The 18,626-nt window shown below is 65.0% G+C and carries 14 protein-coding genes and 1 pseudogene; 7 read left to right on the plus strand and 8 right to left on the minus strand.

The window, feature by feature from the left end; all coding sequences use genetic code 11:
- Positions 1–287: 287 nt before the first annotated feature.
- The 3 genes from RA25_RS21090 to RA25_RS21100 form a co-directional block, all read right to left on the minus strand.
- Entirely contained in the window at positions 288–1,085 is a 798-nt protein-coding gene (locus tag RA25_RS21090) for a sulfotransferase family protein (RefSeq protein ID WP_039174833.1), read from the minus strand.
- 111 nt (positions 1,086–1,196) lie between these two features.
- Positions 1,197–1,469, minus strand: coding sequence for a VPEID-CTERM sorting domain-containing protein (locus RA25_RS21095; RefSeq protein ID WP_019294880.1), 273 nt, complete (start codon positions 1,467–1,469; stop codon positions 1,197–1,199).
- A 132-nt stretch (positions 1,470–1,601) separates the two neighbouring features.
- The gene (locus RA25_RS21100) at positions 1,602–2,303 is read right to left on the minus strand and encodes a metallophosphoesterase family protein (RefSeq protein WP_052254335.1); all 702 of its coding nucleotides are present in this window, start codon (positions 2,301–2,303) and stop codon (positions 1,602–1,604) included.
- An 815-nt stretch (positions 2,304–3,118) separates the two neighbouring features.
- Here RA25_RS21100 and RA25_RS21105 point away from each other — a divergent pair.
- The 4 genes from RA25_RS21105 to glf all read left to right on the plus strand — a co-directional run bounded on the left by RA25_RS21105 (position 3,119) and on the right by glf (position 8,368).
- Complete coding sequence (locus tag RA25_RS21105) at positions 3,119–3,745, plus strand: sulfotransferase family 2 domain-containing protein (RefSeq protein WP_039146640.1); 627 nt, start codon at positions 3,119–3,121, stop codon at positions 3,743–3,745.
- A 235-nt stretch (positions 3,746–3,980) separates the two neighbouring features.
- Positions 3,981–6,287: a glycosyltransferase gene (locus RA25_RS21110; protein WP_206539714.1), complete on the plus strand. Its 2,307-nt coding sequence runs from the start codon at positions 3,981–3,983 to the stop codon at positions 6,285–6,287.
- A 286-nt stretch (positions 6,288–6,573) separates the two neighbouring features.
- Positions 6,574–6,978 carry a glycerol-3-phosphate cytidylyltransferase gene (tagD, locus tag RA25_RS21115; protein WP_036761752.1) on the plus strand — a complete coding sequence of 135 codons (405 nt, stop codon included), beginning with the start codon at positions 6,574–6,576 and terminating at the stop codon, positions 6,976–6,978.
- A gap of 223 nt (positions 6,979–7,201) precedes the next feature.
- A complete protein-coding gene (gene glf / locus RA25_RS21120; RefSeq protein ID WP_039174835.1) occupies positions 7,202–8,368 on the plus strand; it encodes a UDP-galactopyranose mutase in 1,167 nt (388 codons plus the stop codon).
- 10 nt (positions 8,369–8,378) lie between these two features.
- Here glf and RA25_RS21125 read toward each other — a convergent pair whose 3' ends face one another.
- Positions 8,379–9,542, minus strand: a complete 1,164-nt coding sequence (locus RA25_RS21125; RefSeq protein ID WP_039174836.1) for a hypothetical protein — start codon at positions 9,540–9,542, stop codon at positions 8,379–8,381.
- A 290-nt stretch (positions 9,543–9,832) separates the two neighbouring features.
- Between RA25_RS21125 and RA25_RS21130 the strand changes: the two genes are divergently transcribed.
- The gene (locus RA25_RS21130) at positions 9,833–11,083 is read left to right on the plus strand and encodes a hypothetical protein (RefSeq protein ID WP_019294887.1); all 1,251 of its coding nucleotides are present in this window, start codon (positions 9,833–9,835) and stop codon (positions 11,081–11,083) included.
- 62 nt (positions 11,084–11,145) lie between these two features.
- Here RA25_RS21130 and RA25_RS21135 read toward each other — a convergent pair whose 3' ends face one another.
- The 3 genes from RA25_RS21135 to RA25_RS21145 form a co-directional block, all read right to left on the minus strand.
- Positions 11,146–13,599 (minus strand): glycosyltransferase, encoded by a 2,454-nt coding sequence (locus RA25_RS21135; RefSeq protein WP_152610481.1) that lies wholly within the window; start codon positions 13,597–13,599, stop codon positions 11,146–11,148.
- Between the two features lie 279 nt (positions 13,600–13,878).
- The gene (locus RA25_RS21140) at positions 13,879–14,532 is read right to left on the minus strand and encodes an ABC transporter ATP-binding protein (protein ID WP_039146619.1); all 654 of its coding nucleotides are present in this window, start codon (positions 14,530–14,532) and stop codon (positions 13,879–13,881) included.
- Between the two features lie 10 nt (positions 14,533–14,542).
- Positions 14,543–15,913, minus strand: a complete 1,371-nt coding sequence (locus tag RA25_RS21145; RefSeq protein WP_082008886.1) for a sugar transporter — start codon at positions 15,911–15,913, stop codon at positions 14,543–14,545.
- Positions 15,914–16,004: 91 nt separating this feature from the next.
- Between RA25_RS21145 and RA25_RS21150 the strand changes: the two genes are divergently transcribed.
- A complete protein-coding gene (locus RA25_RS21150) occupies positions 16,005–16,874 on the plus strand; it encodes an ABC transporter permease (RefSeq protein ID WP_019294884.1) in 870 nt (289 codons plus the stop codon).
- A gap of 69 nt (positions 16,875–16,943) precedes the next feature.
- On the opposite strand, the gene RA25_RS21155 is transcribed toward RA25_RS21150, so the two are convergent.
- Positions 16,944–18,035, minus strand: a complete 1,092-nt coding sequence (locus tag RA25_RS21155; protein ID WP_241477459.1) for a glycosyltransferase — start codon at positions 18,033–18,035, stop codon at positions 16,944–16,946.
- Between the two features lie 338 nt (positions 18,036–18,373).
- Between RA25_RS21155 and RA25_RS23370 the strand changes: the two are divergent.
- Positions 18,374–18,626: pseudogene (locus RA25_RS23370) on the plus strand (UDP-glucose 6-dehydrogenase); the annotation flags it as partial.

The raw sequence follows: 18,626 nt of genomic DNA on the forward strand, positions 1-18,626 counted from the left end.
TATACTATTCCACTTCAGATGGTTCTGGATTTCAATCAGCTTCCTGTCGTAGCCCGCGGCAGACGCCCTACAACCAGAGTATTTGCGTGAGATGGAAAAGAGACCGTGGCAGACCGACCTTAAGTATCGATTTGTCAGCGTTGTCGGCCCAGTCAGGCTGGGCTGCCACCGGAGATGTGATGCTCTGTGCGGCGGGCATAGGCAAAGGAATTTCTAGACCGCATGCCCCAACTGAATAGGCATTTCCCTCCAGACAGCGCATTGCTCAATGCCAGAAAAACTGCCGCCTATACGCAATAGCCGAACCTGTCCCAGACCCCGCGGCCATAGACCGTGCCCTCATGCGCTTCGATATACTTGGGGTTCGAGTTCTCCAGCTCTGCGAACCGCTCTTCCATCGCAACGGCGCCGCGGCGCGCGGGCACCTGCAGGAACGCCCCCAGCCGCTGCATCTCCGCACCCGGCTGCTCCACGAAGTCCTCGTAGCGGCTGATGATGCAATCCGCTTCGGAGAAATCCGCATCGGCCTGGGAATAGGCCGCGTTCCAATGCATCATCAGCTCCGGCAGCGAGGTCTTGCTCCATTTCTGCGTCGCCGCCGCGACCGCCCGCGGGTCCCGGGTGACGATGATGAAGCGGCAGCCCGGAAACACCCGGCGCAGCCACCAGATCTTTGTCAGATGCGGCGGCGATTTCTCCAGCAGCACCGGCGCGCTGCCGACGACAAAGCGGCTCCAGTCCTGCAGGATCCGCTCCCGGCAGCCCGCGTAATCCGTCAGCTGCTGCAGCTCCTCCCGCATCCGGCGGCTGAAGGCAAAGGCCCCCGGGCCGCCGAACCCCCGGGCGGAGGCAAACACATTCTGCATATGCTGGCCTTCGCTTTCAGGCACCGTGGCACGCAGATACGACAGCTCGAACTGCGCCGTCAGCATCCGCTCCAGCAGGGTGGTGCCGCTGCGGTGCAATCCACAAATGAATACCAGAGAGGAAATCTGCGGATTGTCGTTGTAGTCCTCGGCCTCGATACGGGCCGCCACCAGCGGTTTGCGGCGCCGCGGCGCCTTGGCGGGGGGCTTGGGACTCATCGTGTTTTCCATGGCCATGGCCTGTCTGTCTGGAGCTTCGCTGCCATCTGCGCCGCGCTCTGTCCGGGCCTGCGCTCCGGCGCGAAACCCCGCCTCGGAAATCCGCGCGCGTCAGGCGCGGCGGCGGCGGTTCACTTCCCAGGCCAGGACCAGGGCGGCGCTCACGGCCGCCAGTGCCAGCAGGCCGGTGCTTGCATCAATTTCTGGCACCCCGTGCGGGTTGCCAACGCCGTTGTTCCAGCCATTGCCGCCGGCGTTTCCATTGTTGCCGCCATTGCCGTTGCCAATGCCGTATCCATTGCCGTTGCCCATGGCAAAAGCAGCCGTCAGGGTCAGGCAGTGCGCCGCAAGTGCAGCGGCTGCTGCAGTCAGAAAAGTTTTCATTGCTCGGCCTCAACCGGTTCGCGTTCACACCCCTGCAAAAGCCGTTAACATTTTCCAAAAATACGCGCAACTTCCAGCCCCCGCCGGATGCGGCTTTGCCACCGCCCCGTGTCCGGGCTGCACCGGTCTGCGTCAGCGCCCGGCCTGCAGGAACCGCACCGCCCCGCCGCCCAGGCAGGCCGCCGACAAAACCCCGCTGGCATAGGCGCCGGTGTCGACGGCAATCCGGCCCTGCACGGCAGCGGGATGGTCCACGATGGTATGGCCATGCACCACCCAGACCCCGTCGCGGCGCGGGGTGCCCAGGAACGCCGGATGGCCCCACATCAGCACCTCCTCCGCCTGCCGGTCCGGGGCAATCTGCGGGTCCGCGCCGGCATGCGCCGCCAGCACATTGCCCGACAGCAGCGAGGCCTCCAGCCCGGCCAGCCAGTTGATCAGCGCCGCCCCCATCCGCTCCTGCAGATGGTCCCGGCACGCGCGCAGTTCCTCTGCGCGCATCTGCGGCCGCACCCCCGGCACACCAAAGGAGGCCAGGGTCTGCAGCCCGCCGTTCCTGATCCAGCGGCCGCCCTCGCGTCCGGGATCGCGCAGGAAGCGCAGGAGCATGTCCTCGTGATTGCCCTTCAGGCAGGTCAGATCCGGGCGCGCGCTGAGACAGCGCAGCACCTCTGCGCTCTGCTCGCCCCGGCCGGTGTAATCGCCGGCCAGCACGATCCGGTGGCCCTGCGGCACCTGCGCCAGCATCCGTTCCAGCAGGTCCAGGCAGCCATGCACATCGCCGATCACGCAGAGCGGTTCGCCAGGCGCCGGCGCCGCAAAACCGGCAGGCATACCGGAGGCCTCCGGGCCGGATTTTTGCAGCCTGAGCTTTTGCAGCAGCGATGACAGCACGGGCAGAGAGCTCTCCGGTTGGCCTGCGCCGCGGCGCAGGGGGCATCAGGGTCCGGCGGTGATACCGCCCTGCCCGCGGCGGAGCAAGCCACAGGGGCTGCCGATCGCTCAGAACAGGAAGTCATCATCACCATAATCATAAAGATCCGCCGTTCACTGGTCGCCCGTCACACACCATCCAGATCCGTCAGAAGCAGTGTGGACTGACTTGTGCCGCCTGTCACACCGAAGGCCGAAAATACCTATCAGTGACAGCTGATCTCCGCCGCATCCGACGCTGAAGTACCGCCGAAGCGAGACATTCCTGCATCCCCAGCAGAGCCCAAGCCTTCCTCATTTCAAAATTTTCCAGTTCAGTGATGCTAGAGACCCACAGCCCCTGCCCTGTACTGCCGCGAAATCTCGATCGCTCTGGCCCCCGCGAGGATTTTGCCGGTGGTAGTGAAAGACGGCGATCTCGGTATCTAGAAGCAGCGTGGGCTGTGCGACGGGGTGGACAAACCGCAGCGGTCCCCGCCTATGGCCCATCCAAACCTTATGTACACGCCGCCGCCGCCCAAAATGCACACTTCAGGCCCTTGTGCAGGTCACACCGAAGCTGGTGGAATGGCAGGGGGAGTGCGCGGGTCCGTCGCTTGCAGCTATGGCCGCGGATCGTTATAGGCAGCATGGCGGGCCTTGCGAGTTTGAAACCTTCCCTTCACAGGCTTAGACGCACACGGAATAATACCACTGAACACAAAGGCCGCAGATAAATGCCCCTTTACCGGAACGGCGATAAAGTCATTCTCTTTGTCCATATTCCCAAAACCGGCGGTTCCACTGTGGAAGAGGTGCTGAAGGCCGCGGGCGCGCCGCAGGCGCTGAAGTACCACAAGCGGCTGGGCTACTCCAACGCCACCCCCCAGCACATGCACTGGGAAGTGATCCGCCACTGGATCCCGCAGGTGTTTTATGACTACGCCTTCGCGGTGGTTCGCCACCCGCTGGCCCGGTTAGTCAGCGAATACCACTGGCGGAAGGCGATTACGGAAAACCGGGAACTTCCGGACTTCGACACTTGGGCAAACCGGCAGATGAACCGCTACCCCAAGGATAACTACATTCTGGACAATCATATCCGGCCGCAAAGCGAGTTTCTGGGGCCGAAGGTTGAAGCCTTCCGGCTTGAAGATGGCCTGGATCATGCTGTTCACACGGGGCTTGAATGGCTGGGCCTGCCTGTGGATGACGTCAAAATCCACCATGCCCGAAAATCTGAACGCAGCCCCCAGACTGTGTCTCAAAAAACGCTAGAAAGGGCAAAGGCCTTCTATGCTGCCGATTTCGAACGCTTCGGCTATGACCCAGCCCTCTTGCCGAAAGACCTGCAGGCAGACTAACCGCTTGTTCTCTATGTGCAGTTGCCAGTAGCCCGGGGGAGTATTGGAAATGGCCTTTAACACCATCCTGCGTATCGCTTACCGCAGGCTTCATTGGACCAGCCGTTTCTTGCCGAAAGGGCTTCGTCACTGGATCGGTGCCTTCTACCGCGCGCAAACCGCACCCTCGAAACCTGCGGAATCTGCCCCTCCCAAACCGTCCCCGCCCCTTCCCGAGCACATTTTTATCCGCGCATTGGAAAGCGAGCCGGTCCAGCCCGGCCTCGTCCTGTATGAAAGCTTCCACGGCAGTTCCGTAAACTGCAGCCCGCGAGCGGTATTTGACGCACTGCTGAACGACCCCGAACGGGCCGGCCTGGAACATGTCTGGGCTCTGAAACGCCCGTCAGCCGCTCCGGAACCCCTGTTGCAATTGCCCAATGTACGCTTTGTGGCCTCCGGCTCGGCAGAATATGCGCAGCTTCTGGCCACCGCCGGCACGATCATTTCCAACAGCACCCTGCCGACCTGGTACCTGCGCCGCGACGGGCAGTCTTATGTCAACACTTGGCACGGGGTGCCGCTGAAGCGGATGTTCAAGCACGAGGACGCCCTGCGCCCGACCGTACACCGCAACAGCCAGCGCAATTTTCTGCAGGCCTCACATGTGCTCTTGCAGAACAGCTTCACCGCCGATGCGCTGCTGGGGGCTGCGGATGTGCAGGAGGCGGTCGGCGCACGGCTCAGCTGCATTGGCGCGCCGCGGGTAGATGAGACGCTGACTGCAGACCCCGATGCGCTGCGCGCCGAACTGGGGCTGAACGACGGTCAGAAGCTGATCTTCGTGGCGCCGACCTGGCGCGGCGAACTGGGCAAGGCCAGCAAGAAGGCACCGATGCTGGATGCCCTCCTGCAGGCGCTGAACGGGCTGGATCCCGACCAATACGCGGTCTATGCGCAGATGCACAACTTCACCGGCACCCGCGCCAAAAACGCCAAGGCAGTGCCCGCCGGCATGTCCACCAACCGCTTTCTGGCGGCCGCGGATATTCTAGTCAGCGACTATTCCAGCATCATGTTCGATTACCTGGCCACCGGGCGGCAGCTGATCCTCTATGTCTACGACCGTGCCGAATACGAGGAGCTGCGCGGCCTCAATGCCGAACTTGAGGAACTGCCTGCGCAGCTCTGCATGCGGCCCAAGGATGTGATGGAGGCGATCCGCACCGGCCAGCGCGCCGATGCGCTGCCGCAGTTTGAGGCGGCCAAGGCGCAGTTTTTTCCGCTGGAGGACGGCCAGGCCACCACCCGGGCACTCAAGGCCATCTCCGCCCCGCCCCTGCCGCGCAGCCGCAAGCGGCCCCGGATCGCCTTCTACGGCGGCGGCTGGAAGAACAACGGCATTACCTCTTCGCTGCTCAATCTGCTGGGCGCGCTGCAAGACTATGATCTCGACATCTATGTGCTGACCGAAGGCCTGCCGCTGGAGAAATCCGAAGAGCTGCGCGCCAACCTGCGCCGGGCCGGGCCGCGGGTGCGGCTGCTGCACCGGGCCGGCGGCATGGTACGCCCGCCGGAAGAAAACGCCCTGGTGGAGCAGTTCTATGAGCAGAACCGCTTTGAAAGCCCGGAGCATGAGGCCGCGGTGACCGCCGCCTTCCGCCGTGAGGCACGGCGGCTCGCGGGCGACATGGAGTTTGACGCGGCGGTGGATTTCAGCGGCTATGCCCGCTACTGGAGCCTGCTGATGGCGATGCTGCCGGCCAAGCGCCATGCGATCTACCAACACAACGACATGCGCTCGGAGGCCGACAAACGGTTCGCGATCCTCAACGGCGTCTTTGCCACCTACAAATGGTATGATGCAATTGCCAGCGTCTCGGATGAGACCCGGCAGGTGAATGCCGCCAATCTCACCGCCTATTACGCCGCGCCGGAGGCGGCGCTCACCGTGCGCAACGTGATCCGCCCGGACCAGATCCGGGCTCGGGCGCAGGCACCGCTGCCGCGGGAGCTGGGCCTGCAGCTGCCGCAGGACAAGCCGGTCTTCGTGATGGCCGGGCGGCTGTCGCCGGAGAAAGCCAAGGACCGGGCGATCCAGGCCCTGGCCCGGCTGCGCGCCGAAGGCACCGAGGCGACGCTGGTGATCATGGGCACCGGCCCGCTGGAGGAGGAGCTGAAGGAAGAGGCGCGCAACTGCGGCGTCGAGGATCTGGTGATCTTTGCAGGCCATGTCAGCAACCCCTTCCCGGTCATCGCCCGCGCCAGCTGCTTCCTGCTCAGCTCCGACTACGAAGGCCAGCCGATGGTGCTGTTGGAGGCGCTCACCCTGGGCAAGCCGGTGCTGGCCACCGACATCCCCGGCGCCCGCAGCGTGCTGGGCACCGAGTACGGCCACCTGGTGCCGCCCAGCGTCGACGGGGTTGCCGAGGGCATGCGCCATTTCATCGAGGGCCGGATCAGCGGCGCCGACTTCGACGCCGAGCGCTACTGCGAGGCGGCGCTGCAGGATTTCTTCGACCGCATACTTGGCTTCACCCCCAAGCGCCTGCCGCAGTCCTGATTCCCCGTTCCCTGCCCGTCCGGACCCTCTCCGGCCCCCTTCCGGACCGGGCGGAAACAGGCCTGCACAGGCCCGGCAGCGGCAGAATGCGGCCTGCCGGCCGCGGCTGGCGGGCTAAATTGATCCGGGGTCTACCCAAAGGCCGCTTAACCGGCTATCAACGCTTCCACAGCTAAGAGAGGCATCCCGGCACGAGCAGTCAGGCCCCGGCGGGAAAGCGGAATTGCAGCCAGACCGGACCGGAAAACAGATTTCCGGCACGGGGCGTGTGAATATGGAGTTATTAATGCGGCGTGTGATTACTTACGGCACTTTTGACACCCTTCATTTCGGACATATCCGCCTGCTCCGCAGGGCCCGGGAACTGGGTGATTACCTGGTCGTCGCGCTGTCCTCCGACGAGTTCAACGAGCTCAAGGGCAAGACCTCGAAATTCTCCTGGGAGGAGCGCAAGCGCGACCTCGAGGCGATCCGCTATGTGGACCTGGTGATTCCGGAGCACACCTGGGAGCAGAAGCGCCAGGACGTGCAGGACCACAATATCGACGTCTTCACCATGGGCGATGACTGGACCGGCGAATTCGATTTCCTGTCGGATCTCTGCCAGGTCATCTACATGCCGCGCACGCCGGAAATCTCCAGCACGATGATCCGCAACAAGATGCAGGGGCTCAGCACCGCTGCCGAATAACCCCGCCGCCGCCCGGCTTTGCCCCGGCCGCAGCGGATGCGGGCGGACCCCGTGGTATGCCTGCTGTTCCCCGACTGCCGCCTCCTGTGCCCTGCCGCCCTGCCGGCGGCTTTCCGGGGCACTTAACCCGCAGAGCATGACAGCCGTATGACATCCGCCGCCGCCTGCGGCACAATAGGGCCGCAAGGGCCGGCAGCGCCCGGACCGGACCCGGAGAACCGCCATGAACATTCTTTGCGTAGGCGCAGGCCTGTCGGGCGCGGTGATCGGCCGCCAGCTGGCCGAGGCCGGCCATCAGGCCACCGTGATCGACGCGCGCCCCCACATCGCCGGCAACTGCCACACCGAGCGCGATGCGGAGACCGGCGTGATGGTGCATGTCTACGGGCCGCATATCTTCCACACCGACGACACCGAGGTCTGGGACTATGTGAACCGCTTCGCAGCCTTCCTGCCCTACAAGAACCGGGTGAAATCCACCACCCGCGGGCTCTCGGGCGCTAGGGAAGTCTTCTCGCTGCCGGTGAACCTGCACACCATCAACCAGTTCTTCCGCAAGACCCTGCGCCCGGAAGAGGCGCATGACTTCATCACCGAGGAACAGGCCGACACCACGATCGAAGATCCGCAGACCTTCGAAGAGCAGGCGCTGCGCTTTGTCGGCCGCGATCTCTATGAGGCGTTTTTCAAGGGCTACACCCTCAAGCAATGGGGCATGCCCCCCTCGGAACTGCCCGCCTCGATCCTGAAGCGGCTGCCGGTCCGCTTCAACTACGACGACAATTACTTCTTCCACAAATTCCAGGGCATGCCGCAGGACGGCTATACCGCGATGACCGCCCGGATCCTCGATCATCCGGGCATTTTGCTCCAATTAGAGACTGAATTCACCCCGGAGATGGGAGCAGAATACGATCATGTGTTCTACTCCGGGCCGCTGGACGGCTACTTCGGCTACAGGCTGGGCCGGCTCGGCTACCGGACGCTCGATTTCGAGCGCTTCACCCATCAGGGCGACTACCAGGGCTGCGCGGTGATGAACTACGGCGAGGAAGCTGTTCCTTACACCCGCATCACCGAGCACAAGCATTTCAGCCCCTGGGAAAGCCATGAGGGCTCGGTGCTCTACCGCGAGTTCTCGCGCCAGGCAGAGCCCGGCGACATTCCCTACTACCCGATCCGCCAGGTGAAGGAGAAGGAGCTGCTGGCGGCTTATGTGCAGCTGGCAGAGGAGACCCGCGGCGTCACCTTTGCGGGCCGGCTGGCCACCTACCGCTATCTCGACATGGATGTGACCATCCGCGAGGCGCTGGACGCGGCGCGCGGCTTCCTGGAATGCCAGGACAAGGGCCAGGCGGCACCGGCGTTTTTTGCGCCGCCGCTGGCCTAGGCACCGGGCATCAGCCGGGCGAGCCGCTGCCGGACGGGCTGCTTTCGGGACGCGGCAAAGGTGCCGGAGCGGAGGCCGCCTGCGCCTCCTCTTCGCTGCCGAACAGGCGGCGCCACCAGCGCCGGACCCAGCGCTCGGGCGCGGGTTTGCCGCAATACATCATGGTTTCGGCCAGCCGGATCAGCGCCTCGGGGCTGACATCCTGCTGCGGCTGCGGCGGCGGGGCTTCAAACGGCGTCCAGTCAACCTTCAGCGCGCCGGGGCGGTCCTTGAAATACTGCGCCGCCACCCATTTGTTGCCCCCGGCAAAGCTCTTCTGGAACGCCCGGGCGGTGTCCAGGCCCGGCAGCACCTTGCCGGGCGGCACCTCGTTGCGCAGCCACTGGCGCAGCCGGAAATCGGCATGGGGCGGCAGCTCCACCCCGGTTTCGCCGCTGTTCAGAGCCTGCAGCACCCCGGCGGCCCAGATGCCCATGCTGGTGTTCTCGCGCTCCGGCTGCTCCCAGCCCGGCGCCTCCGGATCCAGCCCCAGCAGGGCGGCGAAATCCGACACCACCCCATGCGGCAGCCCCTTCGCGGCGGCAAAGGCGCGCACCTCCAGCACCTCCGGGCCAAACTCGCGGCCCCACCTCTCCAGCAGCTTGCGGAAATTGAAATAGCCGCGTTTGGGCGGGTGCATGTGGCGCGCCAGGAAACTGTCCACATCCTCCTCCAGCCCGTGCCGCAGCATGGTCGAATAAAGCGCCACCGCGTGGTCGATCTGCGGCCGCAGGTAGACCACGATGCGCAGGCGGCGGCCCTCCAGGGCCGGTGCCAGCAGCGTCTTCAGCCGCGCAAAATGCTCCGGCCGGGTGCAGCGCGAATGCATGTGCTCGCTGGAGATCACGATATGCTTGTCCGGATGGGCGGCGATTTCCTTCGCCAGCGCCGCCTGCACCCTGCGCTCGAACTTCTGATACTGCGCCTGGGTGCGGATGCCATAGGTCTCCTGCAGCTGGGTCTCCCGCTGCCGCCCCTGCAGGAACACCGGGATGGCGTTATGGGGCACCTCGCCCAGGCTCCGGGGATAGAGAAGGCCCCGCTCCGCCAGCCGCTCCCGGTTGGCGGCCATGAAGCTCTGGATGCTGGTCGACCCGGTCTTGGTGGTGCCGATGTGCAAAGTGACCTGATTCATTGTATTCCGGCTGCTCTGTTGCGCCGCGCGGGCCGCGGCTGTTTCCCGCGCCGGATACTACGCATTGCCGCCGCGGAAGGCCACCGCGCTTTGCCCGCAGGCCGCGGCCGGGCGGGCTGGCGCGCAGCCCCATCCCCCGGCCCGCAACAGGCCTGCAACAGGCCCGCCGCAAGCCCGCAGCAGGCCCCTATCCAAATCCTCCGGAACAGGCTATCTAGCCAGCCGGAGCGGCCCCGCCGCCAGCCGCCTGCCCTGCCCCGAAGACCGCCACCAGGACCTCTTTCTCCCCGATGACGCTGACCGCTTCCCGCCCCGCTGCCCGGCTTGCCCGCACCCTGTTTCCCGGCCAGTTCCTGACCCGCAGCCATGGCCGCGCCGCCCGCTGGGGCACCGCCCTGGCCGCGGCCGGCGCCACCCTGGCGGTGACCGGCACCCCGGCCCTGGCGCGCGAAATGTTCCGGCGGCTGCACGGCGACCAGTTCCTGACCGGCATGCGGCGGCTGTCCTGGTACCTGCGGCGCGGCTGGCCCGGCATCGACATCTCGCAGGATCCGGTGCCGGTGTTCTACCAGGAGCTGGCCCCGCGCGAGCTGGCGGCGCTGCGCCGCTTCCTCAGCCGCCGCGCCGCCCGCCTGGCGCCGGATGTGCTGCAGGGCGAGCTGTGCCTGATCTCGGCCAGCGCCGCCCTCGCCGCCTTCGGCACCCCCGACTATCCCCGCTGCCTGCAGCTGTTCCGCCAGGACGCCGCCGCCGCCCTGCAGGGGGCGCTGGATGCCGCGCCGGTGCCGCCTGCCAGCCAGCCGCCCGCCGCCGGGACGCCGATCCAGCAGCAGTTTTCCCGCCCCGGCGCCGAACAGGCGCTGCGCGACACCCTGGCGCTCCTGGAGCAGAACGGCATCCGCGCCTTTGTGCTCTCCGGCACCTTCCTGGGGGCGGTGCGCGAAAAGGCGATCCTGGAGCATGACTACGACATCGACCTCGGGGTGATTGCAGAGGAGACCGATCTGGAGCGGCTGGAGGCGGTGCTGCACGGCAGCCCGCCGTTCCGCTGCATTGCCAGCGCCTGCCAGACCCGGCTGGAGCGCGATGGCAGCGGCCGCCTGGCCCGGCGCGACCTGCCGGTGCTTTACAAGCTGCGCCACGCCAACGGCACCGTCGCCGATATCTTCCTGCACTACCGCGAGGACGGGCTGCTGTGGCACGGCTCCTCGCAGTACCGCTGGGACAATGCCGACTTCGGCCTGGCATCCTATCCGCTGGCCGGCATCGAGGTGCAGGGCCCGGATGACGCCGGCCGCTACCTGACCGAGAACTACGGCAACTGGCAGGTGCCCAAGCGCGATTTCCACTGCGGCTCCGACACCCCCAACCTGCAGCTGCTGCCCAACCCGCTGTCGCTGGCCCAGGCGCTCTGGCAGCTGCGGCTCAGCGCCGGCAGCCCGCGGCGGCAGGCGCTGCTGGCGCAGATGCAGCGCGCAGGCCATATCACCCCCGCCGCAGACGGCGGCTGGCAGATCCCCGCGGACCTGTTTGCCCCCTAGGGCCAGGCCCGCGGGGATCTGCAGTTCAAGCTCCGCGCGGGGTCATGCTTCCGGACGCCCGTTCAGACCCCGATCGCATCATGAAACTCGGCCATGGCTTCCTTCGTATAGGTGCCGAAATCAAACGCAGGCACGTCCTTGGGCGTTTTGACGGAGCGGATCATCGCCTCGGCAAAGGCATCCGGGGTCCGCTCCACCAGCTCGCCATAGCCCTCCAGAACATAGCGGATCGAGGGGACATCCGATCCGATGCAGTATTTCTGCATCGCCAGTGCCTCCAGCAGGACCATCGGCTGGCCTTCATAATCGGACGGCAGCACAAAGCATTCGCACATGCTGATAACCGCAAAAGGATTGTCGACATGACCGGTGAAAATGATCCGGTTCTGCAGATCCAGCTTTCTGGCCAGTGCCTTCAGGTCCTTTTCCAGCGGCCCGGTGCCCATGACGATCAGGACCGCGTTGATGCCGGCCTCGACCACCTGCTTCATCGCTTCGATCAGCCGGGCCTGGTTCTTCTCCGGTGACAGCCGCCCGCTGGTGACGAATTTCACGAGGGGCCGCGTTTCAAGGCCCTGCTGCTCCAGCAGCTGTTCAAAGCTCAGCAGGGTCTTAATCTGCTCGGGGAGCGCCCGGATATCCTGCGCCTGTTTCAGAATCCGGTCCGGATGCACGATGTTGCGGGCGTATTTCGCACTGTCCGGGCCGGGGTAATACTGGCCCAGTTTGGCAGCGTTGATGTCCCTCAGGCTCGGCGAGACCGAAATCAGCGATTGGACGTCCTTATACTCTTCGAACACGTTCAAAAGCTGGCGCTGGTCGCGGTTCGCGCTGGAGTTATGCGCCTCCGCGTGCAGGTCATTGTGCTGGTAAATCGCATGGCGGCCGGCGCTGACGCGCTTGATGAAATCCACCCACCAGACGGTATAGGCCGAGTAGTTGACGGCACAGTCGAAATGCCGGTCCGACAGGATCCTGCGGACTTCCAGATCCATGCTCCGCTCCAGGCTTGCCCCAAGCCCTTCAACCGTCTCGCCGGCCCGCCAGGCATTATAGACCGCCATGTCTGAAGGGGCGACAAACATCGCCTCGGATTTCAAAACCACGCGGCAGTGGCGGCGCAGCTTCCGGAAATAGTCCTCACCATCCGGAGAGCTGTCCACCGACCGGCAGTCAACCACCACCGAGACATCGTATTTGCTGTGATCAATGGTCTCGAGGAGGTTGAAAAACGCCGCGGTAATCCCGTTCCGCCCCAGGAAACCGGGATAGAACAGGATCGTCTTCTTGTCTGAGGGCGCGCACTCCAGTTCGGGCTGCGACAGGACCAGATCGACGACGCGGCGGCTGGCCTGGCCGTCTTCCTGGGGCAGGATATCCTTCATCACGGCGGCGTAATTTTCGCTTTCCGACGGCTTTGCCGGCGCGGCGATGAAGCTGGTCAGCTGCTCATGGGTGTGGGCAACCTGAAGCGGCAGCGTATTGATGTCGAGATACAGGCCCCGCGTCGCCTTATAGTCTTCGAGATCATAGGTGTAGAGCACTGCTGGCCGGTCCAGCACCAGGAAATCGAAGAAGACGCTGGAGTAGTCGCTGATCAGAATATCCGTGGCAGCCAGCACCTCGTTGATATTCACCTGATCGGGAATGATATGACAGTTCTGCGGCAGGCTCTTCAGATTGTTCTTAGTATAGTTATGGATCGACAGCAGGATGTGGTACTGGCCGCCAAATTTTTCCGACAGAAGCTGTATTGTCTCGACCTGGTGGGCCATTTCCCCGGCCACGTTGCCGACAACCCCCCGCCATGTGGGCGCATAGAGAATAACCTTCTTGCCATCCGCGAGACCAAGGCGCCGGCGGACATCTGCGGCATCCGCGTTCAATGTGACATCAACCCGCGGCGACCCCGTCACCCGTGCCCGGCCGGTCGAAAAAACATCGCCGTAAGGGACCACTGTTTTTTCGATCGCATAGTCGCTGGCGAGGCAGATATGCGTCGATTGGGTGAAATTGTGCTGGGTGTTGAAGGAGTTCTGCAGCTTCTGGGGCATGTCCATGCCCATGCACTTCAGCGGGATGCCGTGCCATACGTTGATGTATTTCTGGCCCGGTTTGCGGATGAAGTAACCCGGAAAATTCGAGTTTGCCACCAGCGTCTCCGCCTGCAGCAAGGCGTGCGCATATTCCTTGGACCGGTAGTCCACAAATTTGATGTCAGGCCGCCCTGCCATCCATTCCGGCGCCTCCACATCCTTGTTCTTCACCCAGATGAACGTATGGCCCTTGAATTCGTCCCGGCGGTGCATTTCCAGAAAGATTGCGTAGGGGTTGCAGGAAATTTTCCGCCCCCAAAAGCTGTCGAACAGCACAACTTTCGAATCCAAGGCCACCTGATCATACTTGGTGTAGTAATAGATCCTGTCCTTGGCGCCCGCCGGTCCGCTGAGGGGCGAATTCCGGTACAGGCTCTCAAGCTGGGAGGAAACCGCCTTGTACGGGGCGAATTGGCGCAATTTTGCATCATAGGGCCTGAACTTAACCAAGGCATTTTTGACGGAGGTTTTCAATTTCGACACTTTCCTAGCCTGCAGGAAGCCAGTCCGCCTCAGAAATGAAAGACACTGACTGGGGATTGTTCTGCCTGATGCTGAACACCGCACCGGGCGCAGATGCGGCTGTGCTCTATGCGGTTTGAGCGTTCAGGTCAACCGGCGCGGGTCACCGGGGATTTGGCTTGCCCCCGGGGAGGCTCCAGCTTCTGCCGCCAGCCGGAAAACACAACCTCCTGCAGGTCAGGCCAGCATCGCCTCATGCGCGGCGATGGCTTCCTCCAGGTCCTCGTAATAGCGCATCTCGCCCTTCTCCAGCACCAGGCCGGCATTGCAGAACTGGCGCACCTGCTTCATCGAGTGGTTGACCATGATGGCGCCGGACAGCTTCATCCGGTCGGCAAACACCGCCTGGCTCTTGCGGCGGAACGCCTTGTCGCCCACCGCCGTCACCTCGTCGACCAGATAGGTGTCAAAGCGGATCCCCATCGAGGCGCCGAAGGTCAGCCGCGAGCGCATGCCGGAGGAATAGCTGCGCATCGGCATGTGGAAGGATTTGCCAAGCTCGGAGAACTCCTCGACAAAGGCCACCAGATCGTCGCTGTCGACGCCGTAGATGCGGGCGATGAAGCGGACGTTCTCAGCCCCGGTCAGATCGCGGTGGAACGAGGCCGCCAGCCCCACCGGCCAGGAGATGGTGCCGTCGGAGACCACCCTTCCGTGATCGGGGCGCAGGGTGCCGGCGATGATTTCCAGCAGCGTCGACTTGCCGGCGCCGTTGCGGCCCAAAAGCGCCAGCGACTTGCCCCCCGGCAGGGTGAGGTTCAGATTGTCGATGACAATCTTGCGCTCGCCCTTGATCCAGAAGCTCTTGGTCAAGTTTTCGAACCGGATCACCGCCCTGCCCTCAGCTGCGGTCGCGGACCGAGTAATAGATCAGACCGCCGATCGACCAGACCAGCAGCAGGAACAGCCCGGTGAGTCCGCTCAGCACATAGCGGCGCGGGTATTCTGCCTCGCTGGCCAGGGTCGGCTTGATATAGGTGGCCAGGTAGCGGCTCTGGCGGGCCGCCTCGCCGCGCGCCACCTCCAGCGCCGCCAGCGCCGCGCGGTAGGTCTCCTCGGCAAACTCCCGGTCCACCGTCAGCCGCTCGAACTCGGAGATCAGCGTCGGATAGTCCTCGCCGACGCCGCCGGTGTCGGTGTTGCTGGAGGCAAAGGTCTGGCGCTCGATGTCGATGCGGTCGCGGATCACCTCGATCTTCTGCTGCGCCTTGGCCAGCCGCACGTCGCCCTCTGCCACGGTGCCCGCCAGCAGGTCGTATTCGATCAGCGCCTCGGCCAGCTGCTGCTGCAGGTTGTTCATCACCCCCATGCGGCCCTGGATATCCGCCGCCGGGTCGACGATGCGGGTGCGGGAGCGGAACCGGGTCAGCGCCTCGCGGGCCGCTTTCAGCCGCTCCAGCGCCTCCGCCAGATCGGCCTCGGCATAGCGCATCGCATCGGTGCGGGCCTGCTCGTTGAGCGCATTGATGCGGATCTGGCTTTCCTCGACGATGGCGCGGGTGATGGCCTGGGCCATCTGCGGCTCATAGGCGGTCACCTGCACCTCGGTCAGGCCGGAGCCGCTGTCATAGGCGATCCGCACCACACGCTGCCAGTACCAGGTCAGATCCTCCAGCGTGGCGCCGGGCCACAGCGCAAAGGCCCAGTCGCCGGGCCAGCGGCTGGCATAATGGGCGCTGAGGCCGGTGCGCGCCTCCACTGCGGCCACCAGCTCCTGGCTCTGGATGAATTCATAGAGGATGTCGCTGTCGGAGGCGGTGCTGTTGCCGGTGAAACTGGCCAGCCCGCCCAGGATGTCATTGGCGCCGGCGCTGTCCTGGCTGCGCACGGTGAAACCGGCGGTGGAGGCATACTGGTCTTCGGCCACCGCAAACAGGTAGAACACCGCCGCCGCCAGCGGCAGCAGGACCAAGAGCCCGAAAGAGGCGATCAGCCCCCAGTGGCGCCGCTTCATATGGGCGGCGCGGGCAATCGGATAGGCGGGCTGCTGCTGCTGCAGCGCTTCCAGCTCCGCCTCGGCGGCCTCGGCCCGGACCAGCAGGCGGCCGATCCGGCGCTTCTGCTGGGCGATCTTCACCTCCGGCTCAAGAGGACCGGGCCTTGCCGCCGGGCCAGTGCCCTTGCCGCCGGCACCTTTACCGTCCGCATCCTTGCGGCCAGAACGGAATTGGGCGGCCGCTGTGCGCTGCGCCGCCGGACGATCCTGTGTCATAATCTGCTTACCCCGGCCTGCAGCCGTTTGTAATTGCCTCGTCTTTCTTTCATATTATCGCCTGCAGCGCGCATATTCACAATGGCTATTCATGACCCGACCCACATCCGCGGCAGCCCCGGCCCCGTCCCCTGCCCCGTCTTCGGCCGCCGCTCCGGCCTTCCCTCCTGCCCAGCGTCCCGGCACCGGGCGCGCCCGCAGCTTTGCCGCGCTGCGCACCATCGCCGCGCTGATGCTGCGCGAGATGTCGACCCGCTACGGGCGCACCCCGGGCGGCTACCTCTGGGCGGTGCTGGAGCCGCTGGCGGCGATCCTGTTCCTGTCGGTCGGCTTTTCGCTGGTGATCCGCAACCCGTCGCTGGGCACCAGTTTCCTGCTGTTCTATGCCACCGGCTTCCTGCCGTTCAATCTCTACCAGAGCGTGTCCAACACCGTGGCCCGGGCGCTCAGCTATTCGCGGCCGCTGCTGCGCTACCCGGCGGTGACCTGGATTGATGCGCTGCTGGCCCGGTTCCTGCTCAACAGCCTGACCGGCATCCTGGTCACCCTGCTGCTGACCGGAGCGGTGCTGGCCGTCATCGACAGCCGCGCGGTGCTGGACCTGCCGCCGGCGGTGCTGGCGATGTTCCTGGCGATGATTCTCGGCCTCGGGGTGGGCGCCCTGAACTGCGTCCTCAGCGGGCTGTTCCCGCTGTGGGAGGTCGCCTGGTCGATCCTGACCCGGCCGCTGTTCATCGCCTCCGGCATCCTGTTCATCTATGAGGACCTGCCGCCGCTGGCCCAGGACATCCTGTGGTTCAACCCGCTGATCCATATCACCGGGCTGATGCGCACCGGCTTCTACCCGACCTATACCGCCTCTTATGCCAGCGTGCCGTTTGTGCTGCTCAGCAGCCTCGGGCTGCTGGCGCTGGGGCTGGTGCTGACCGGGCGCTACCACCGGGACATCCTGAACCGCTGAACCCGCCCGCCTGAAACCGCCGGCCTGTGCCGGTGCCCGGCCCGGGGCGCATGCCGCGCGGGCCGGGGGTCAGTCTTCGGCGGCCAGCTCCAGCACCCGTGCATGGCTCACCCTGGTGCGCCGCAGCAGCCCGTCGCGCACCGCATGCGCCAGCAGCCGGGCAAAGGCGCGCCGGGCGCCGCGGTGATGGCGCAGTTTCAGCGCCCATTTCGGCAGCACCACGCAAAGCGCCGGCCAGAACAGCCAGCCCGCCGCCATCCGGTACAAGAGCAGCAGGTTGCGGTGGTAGTAATAGGCCTTCCACAGCGGCACGAAGCGGCCGCGCTGCGCGGCATCCGCCTTGGCCTTCTCCCCGGCCGGCTCTTTGGCGCCGCCCTGGAAGGTCGACAGGTCATGCTCGAACCGCACCGAGGGTTCAAAGCCGATCCGGCCGCCCGCCTTGGTCAGCCCCAGCGTATAGATGCCGTCATCGCCATAGATGAACAGCTCCGGGTCCGGAAAACCGATCCGCCGCACCGCAGCCGCCGAGATGAAGAAGCCGACAAAAGAGGTGACATCGATCTGCATGCCCGGCCCCTCGTAATCCGAGGGCTGCACGTGAAAGCCGGAGCGGCCGCCGCCGAACAGGGTGCGCAGGAACTCGCGGGCGTGCCAGAACGGGTTGCGCGAGGGGCGGTTCATCTCGCAGATGCGGCCATCCGGGAAATAGACCGCCGCCGCCACCGCGTCCCAGCCGCCGCCGTCTGCTGCACCTGCCGGCTGCTGGTGCATCGCCAGCCCGTGGAACGCCGCCAGCCCGCCCGGTGCGGGCCGGCCGTCGTCATCCATCACCGCCAGCCAGTCCGGTGCGTGGGCCTCCATCGCCCGGCGCATGCCCATCTCGAAGCCGCCGGCGCCGCCGCGGTTGGTCTGGCTGGCGCAGATATCAAGCCGCGGATCCTCCTGCGCCGCCAGCCATTCACCGGTGCCGTCGGTGGAGGCATTATCGGCCACCACCACCGCCGCCAGCTCATGCTCCGGGCTCTCCAAGAGCCGCGCCAGCGTTGCCTTCAGCTTGTCCAGCCGGTTGTAGGTCACCACCACCGCCACCAGGCGGCCTGCGCCGCCGGGGGCTGGCGATGCCGGGATTGCGCTGCCGGGGGCCTCTGCTGCTGCTGCCAAAGGATGCTCCTTGCCTGTCCGGGCCCGGTCCGGGCCTGTCTGATGAATCTGCTGCCGCTTATGCGGGCCCGAAAGCACATAAATACAGGGTGCTGTCAAACGCTTTACGCCGCTTCCCCGCCGCTGCCGGAGCGGGAATCCTGCCCCGGCATTTAGGTCCGCTTCGGACCAAATGTTTCGCGCGCGAAACATTTGGTCCGAAGCGGACCTATTATGTGTCCTGTTTCCCGGCCGCCTAAAAAACCGGTTCCTGCCCTGTGCAACGGCGTATATCCTTCTAATCTCAGAACAAGGGCGGCAGCCAAGCCGCTGCAGAGCGATTGGGGAAAGGGCAGTTCATGCGCATTGCGATGATTGGCACCGGCTATGTCGGACTGGTGTCCGGCGTCTGTTTTTCGGATTTCGGCCATGACGTGATCTGCGTCGACAAGGACGCGGATAAAATCACCCGGCTGAACCGGGGCGAGGTGCCGATCTACGAACCGGGCCTGGATCAGCTGATGGAGAAAAACGTGGCCGCGGGCCGTCTCAGTTTCACCGATGATCTGGCGGCGGCGGTCGACGGGGCAGAGGCGGTGTTCATCGCCGTGG

Origin of the sequence: Leisingera sp. ANG-S5 (assembly GCF_000813925.1) — a bacterium.
In the GTDB taxonomy this organism is placed as follows: domain Bacteria; phylum Pseudomonadota; class Alphaproteobacteria; order Rhodobacterales; family Rhodobacteraceae; genus Leisingera.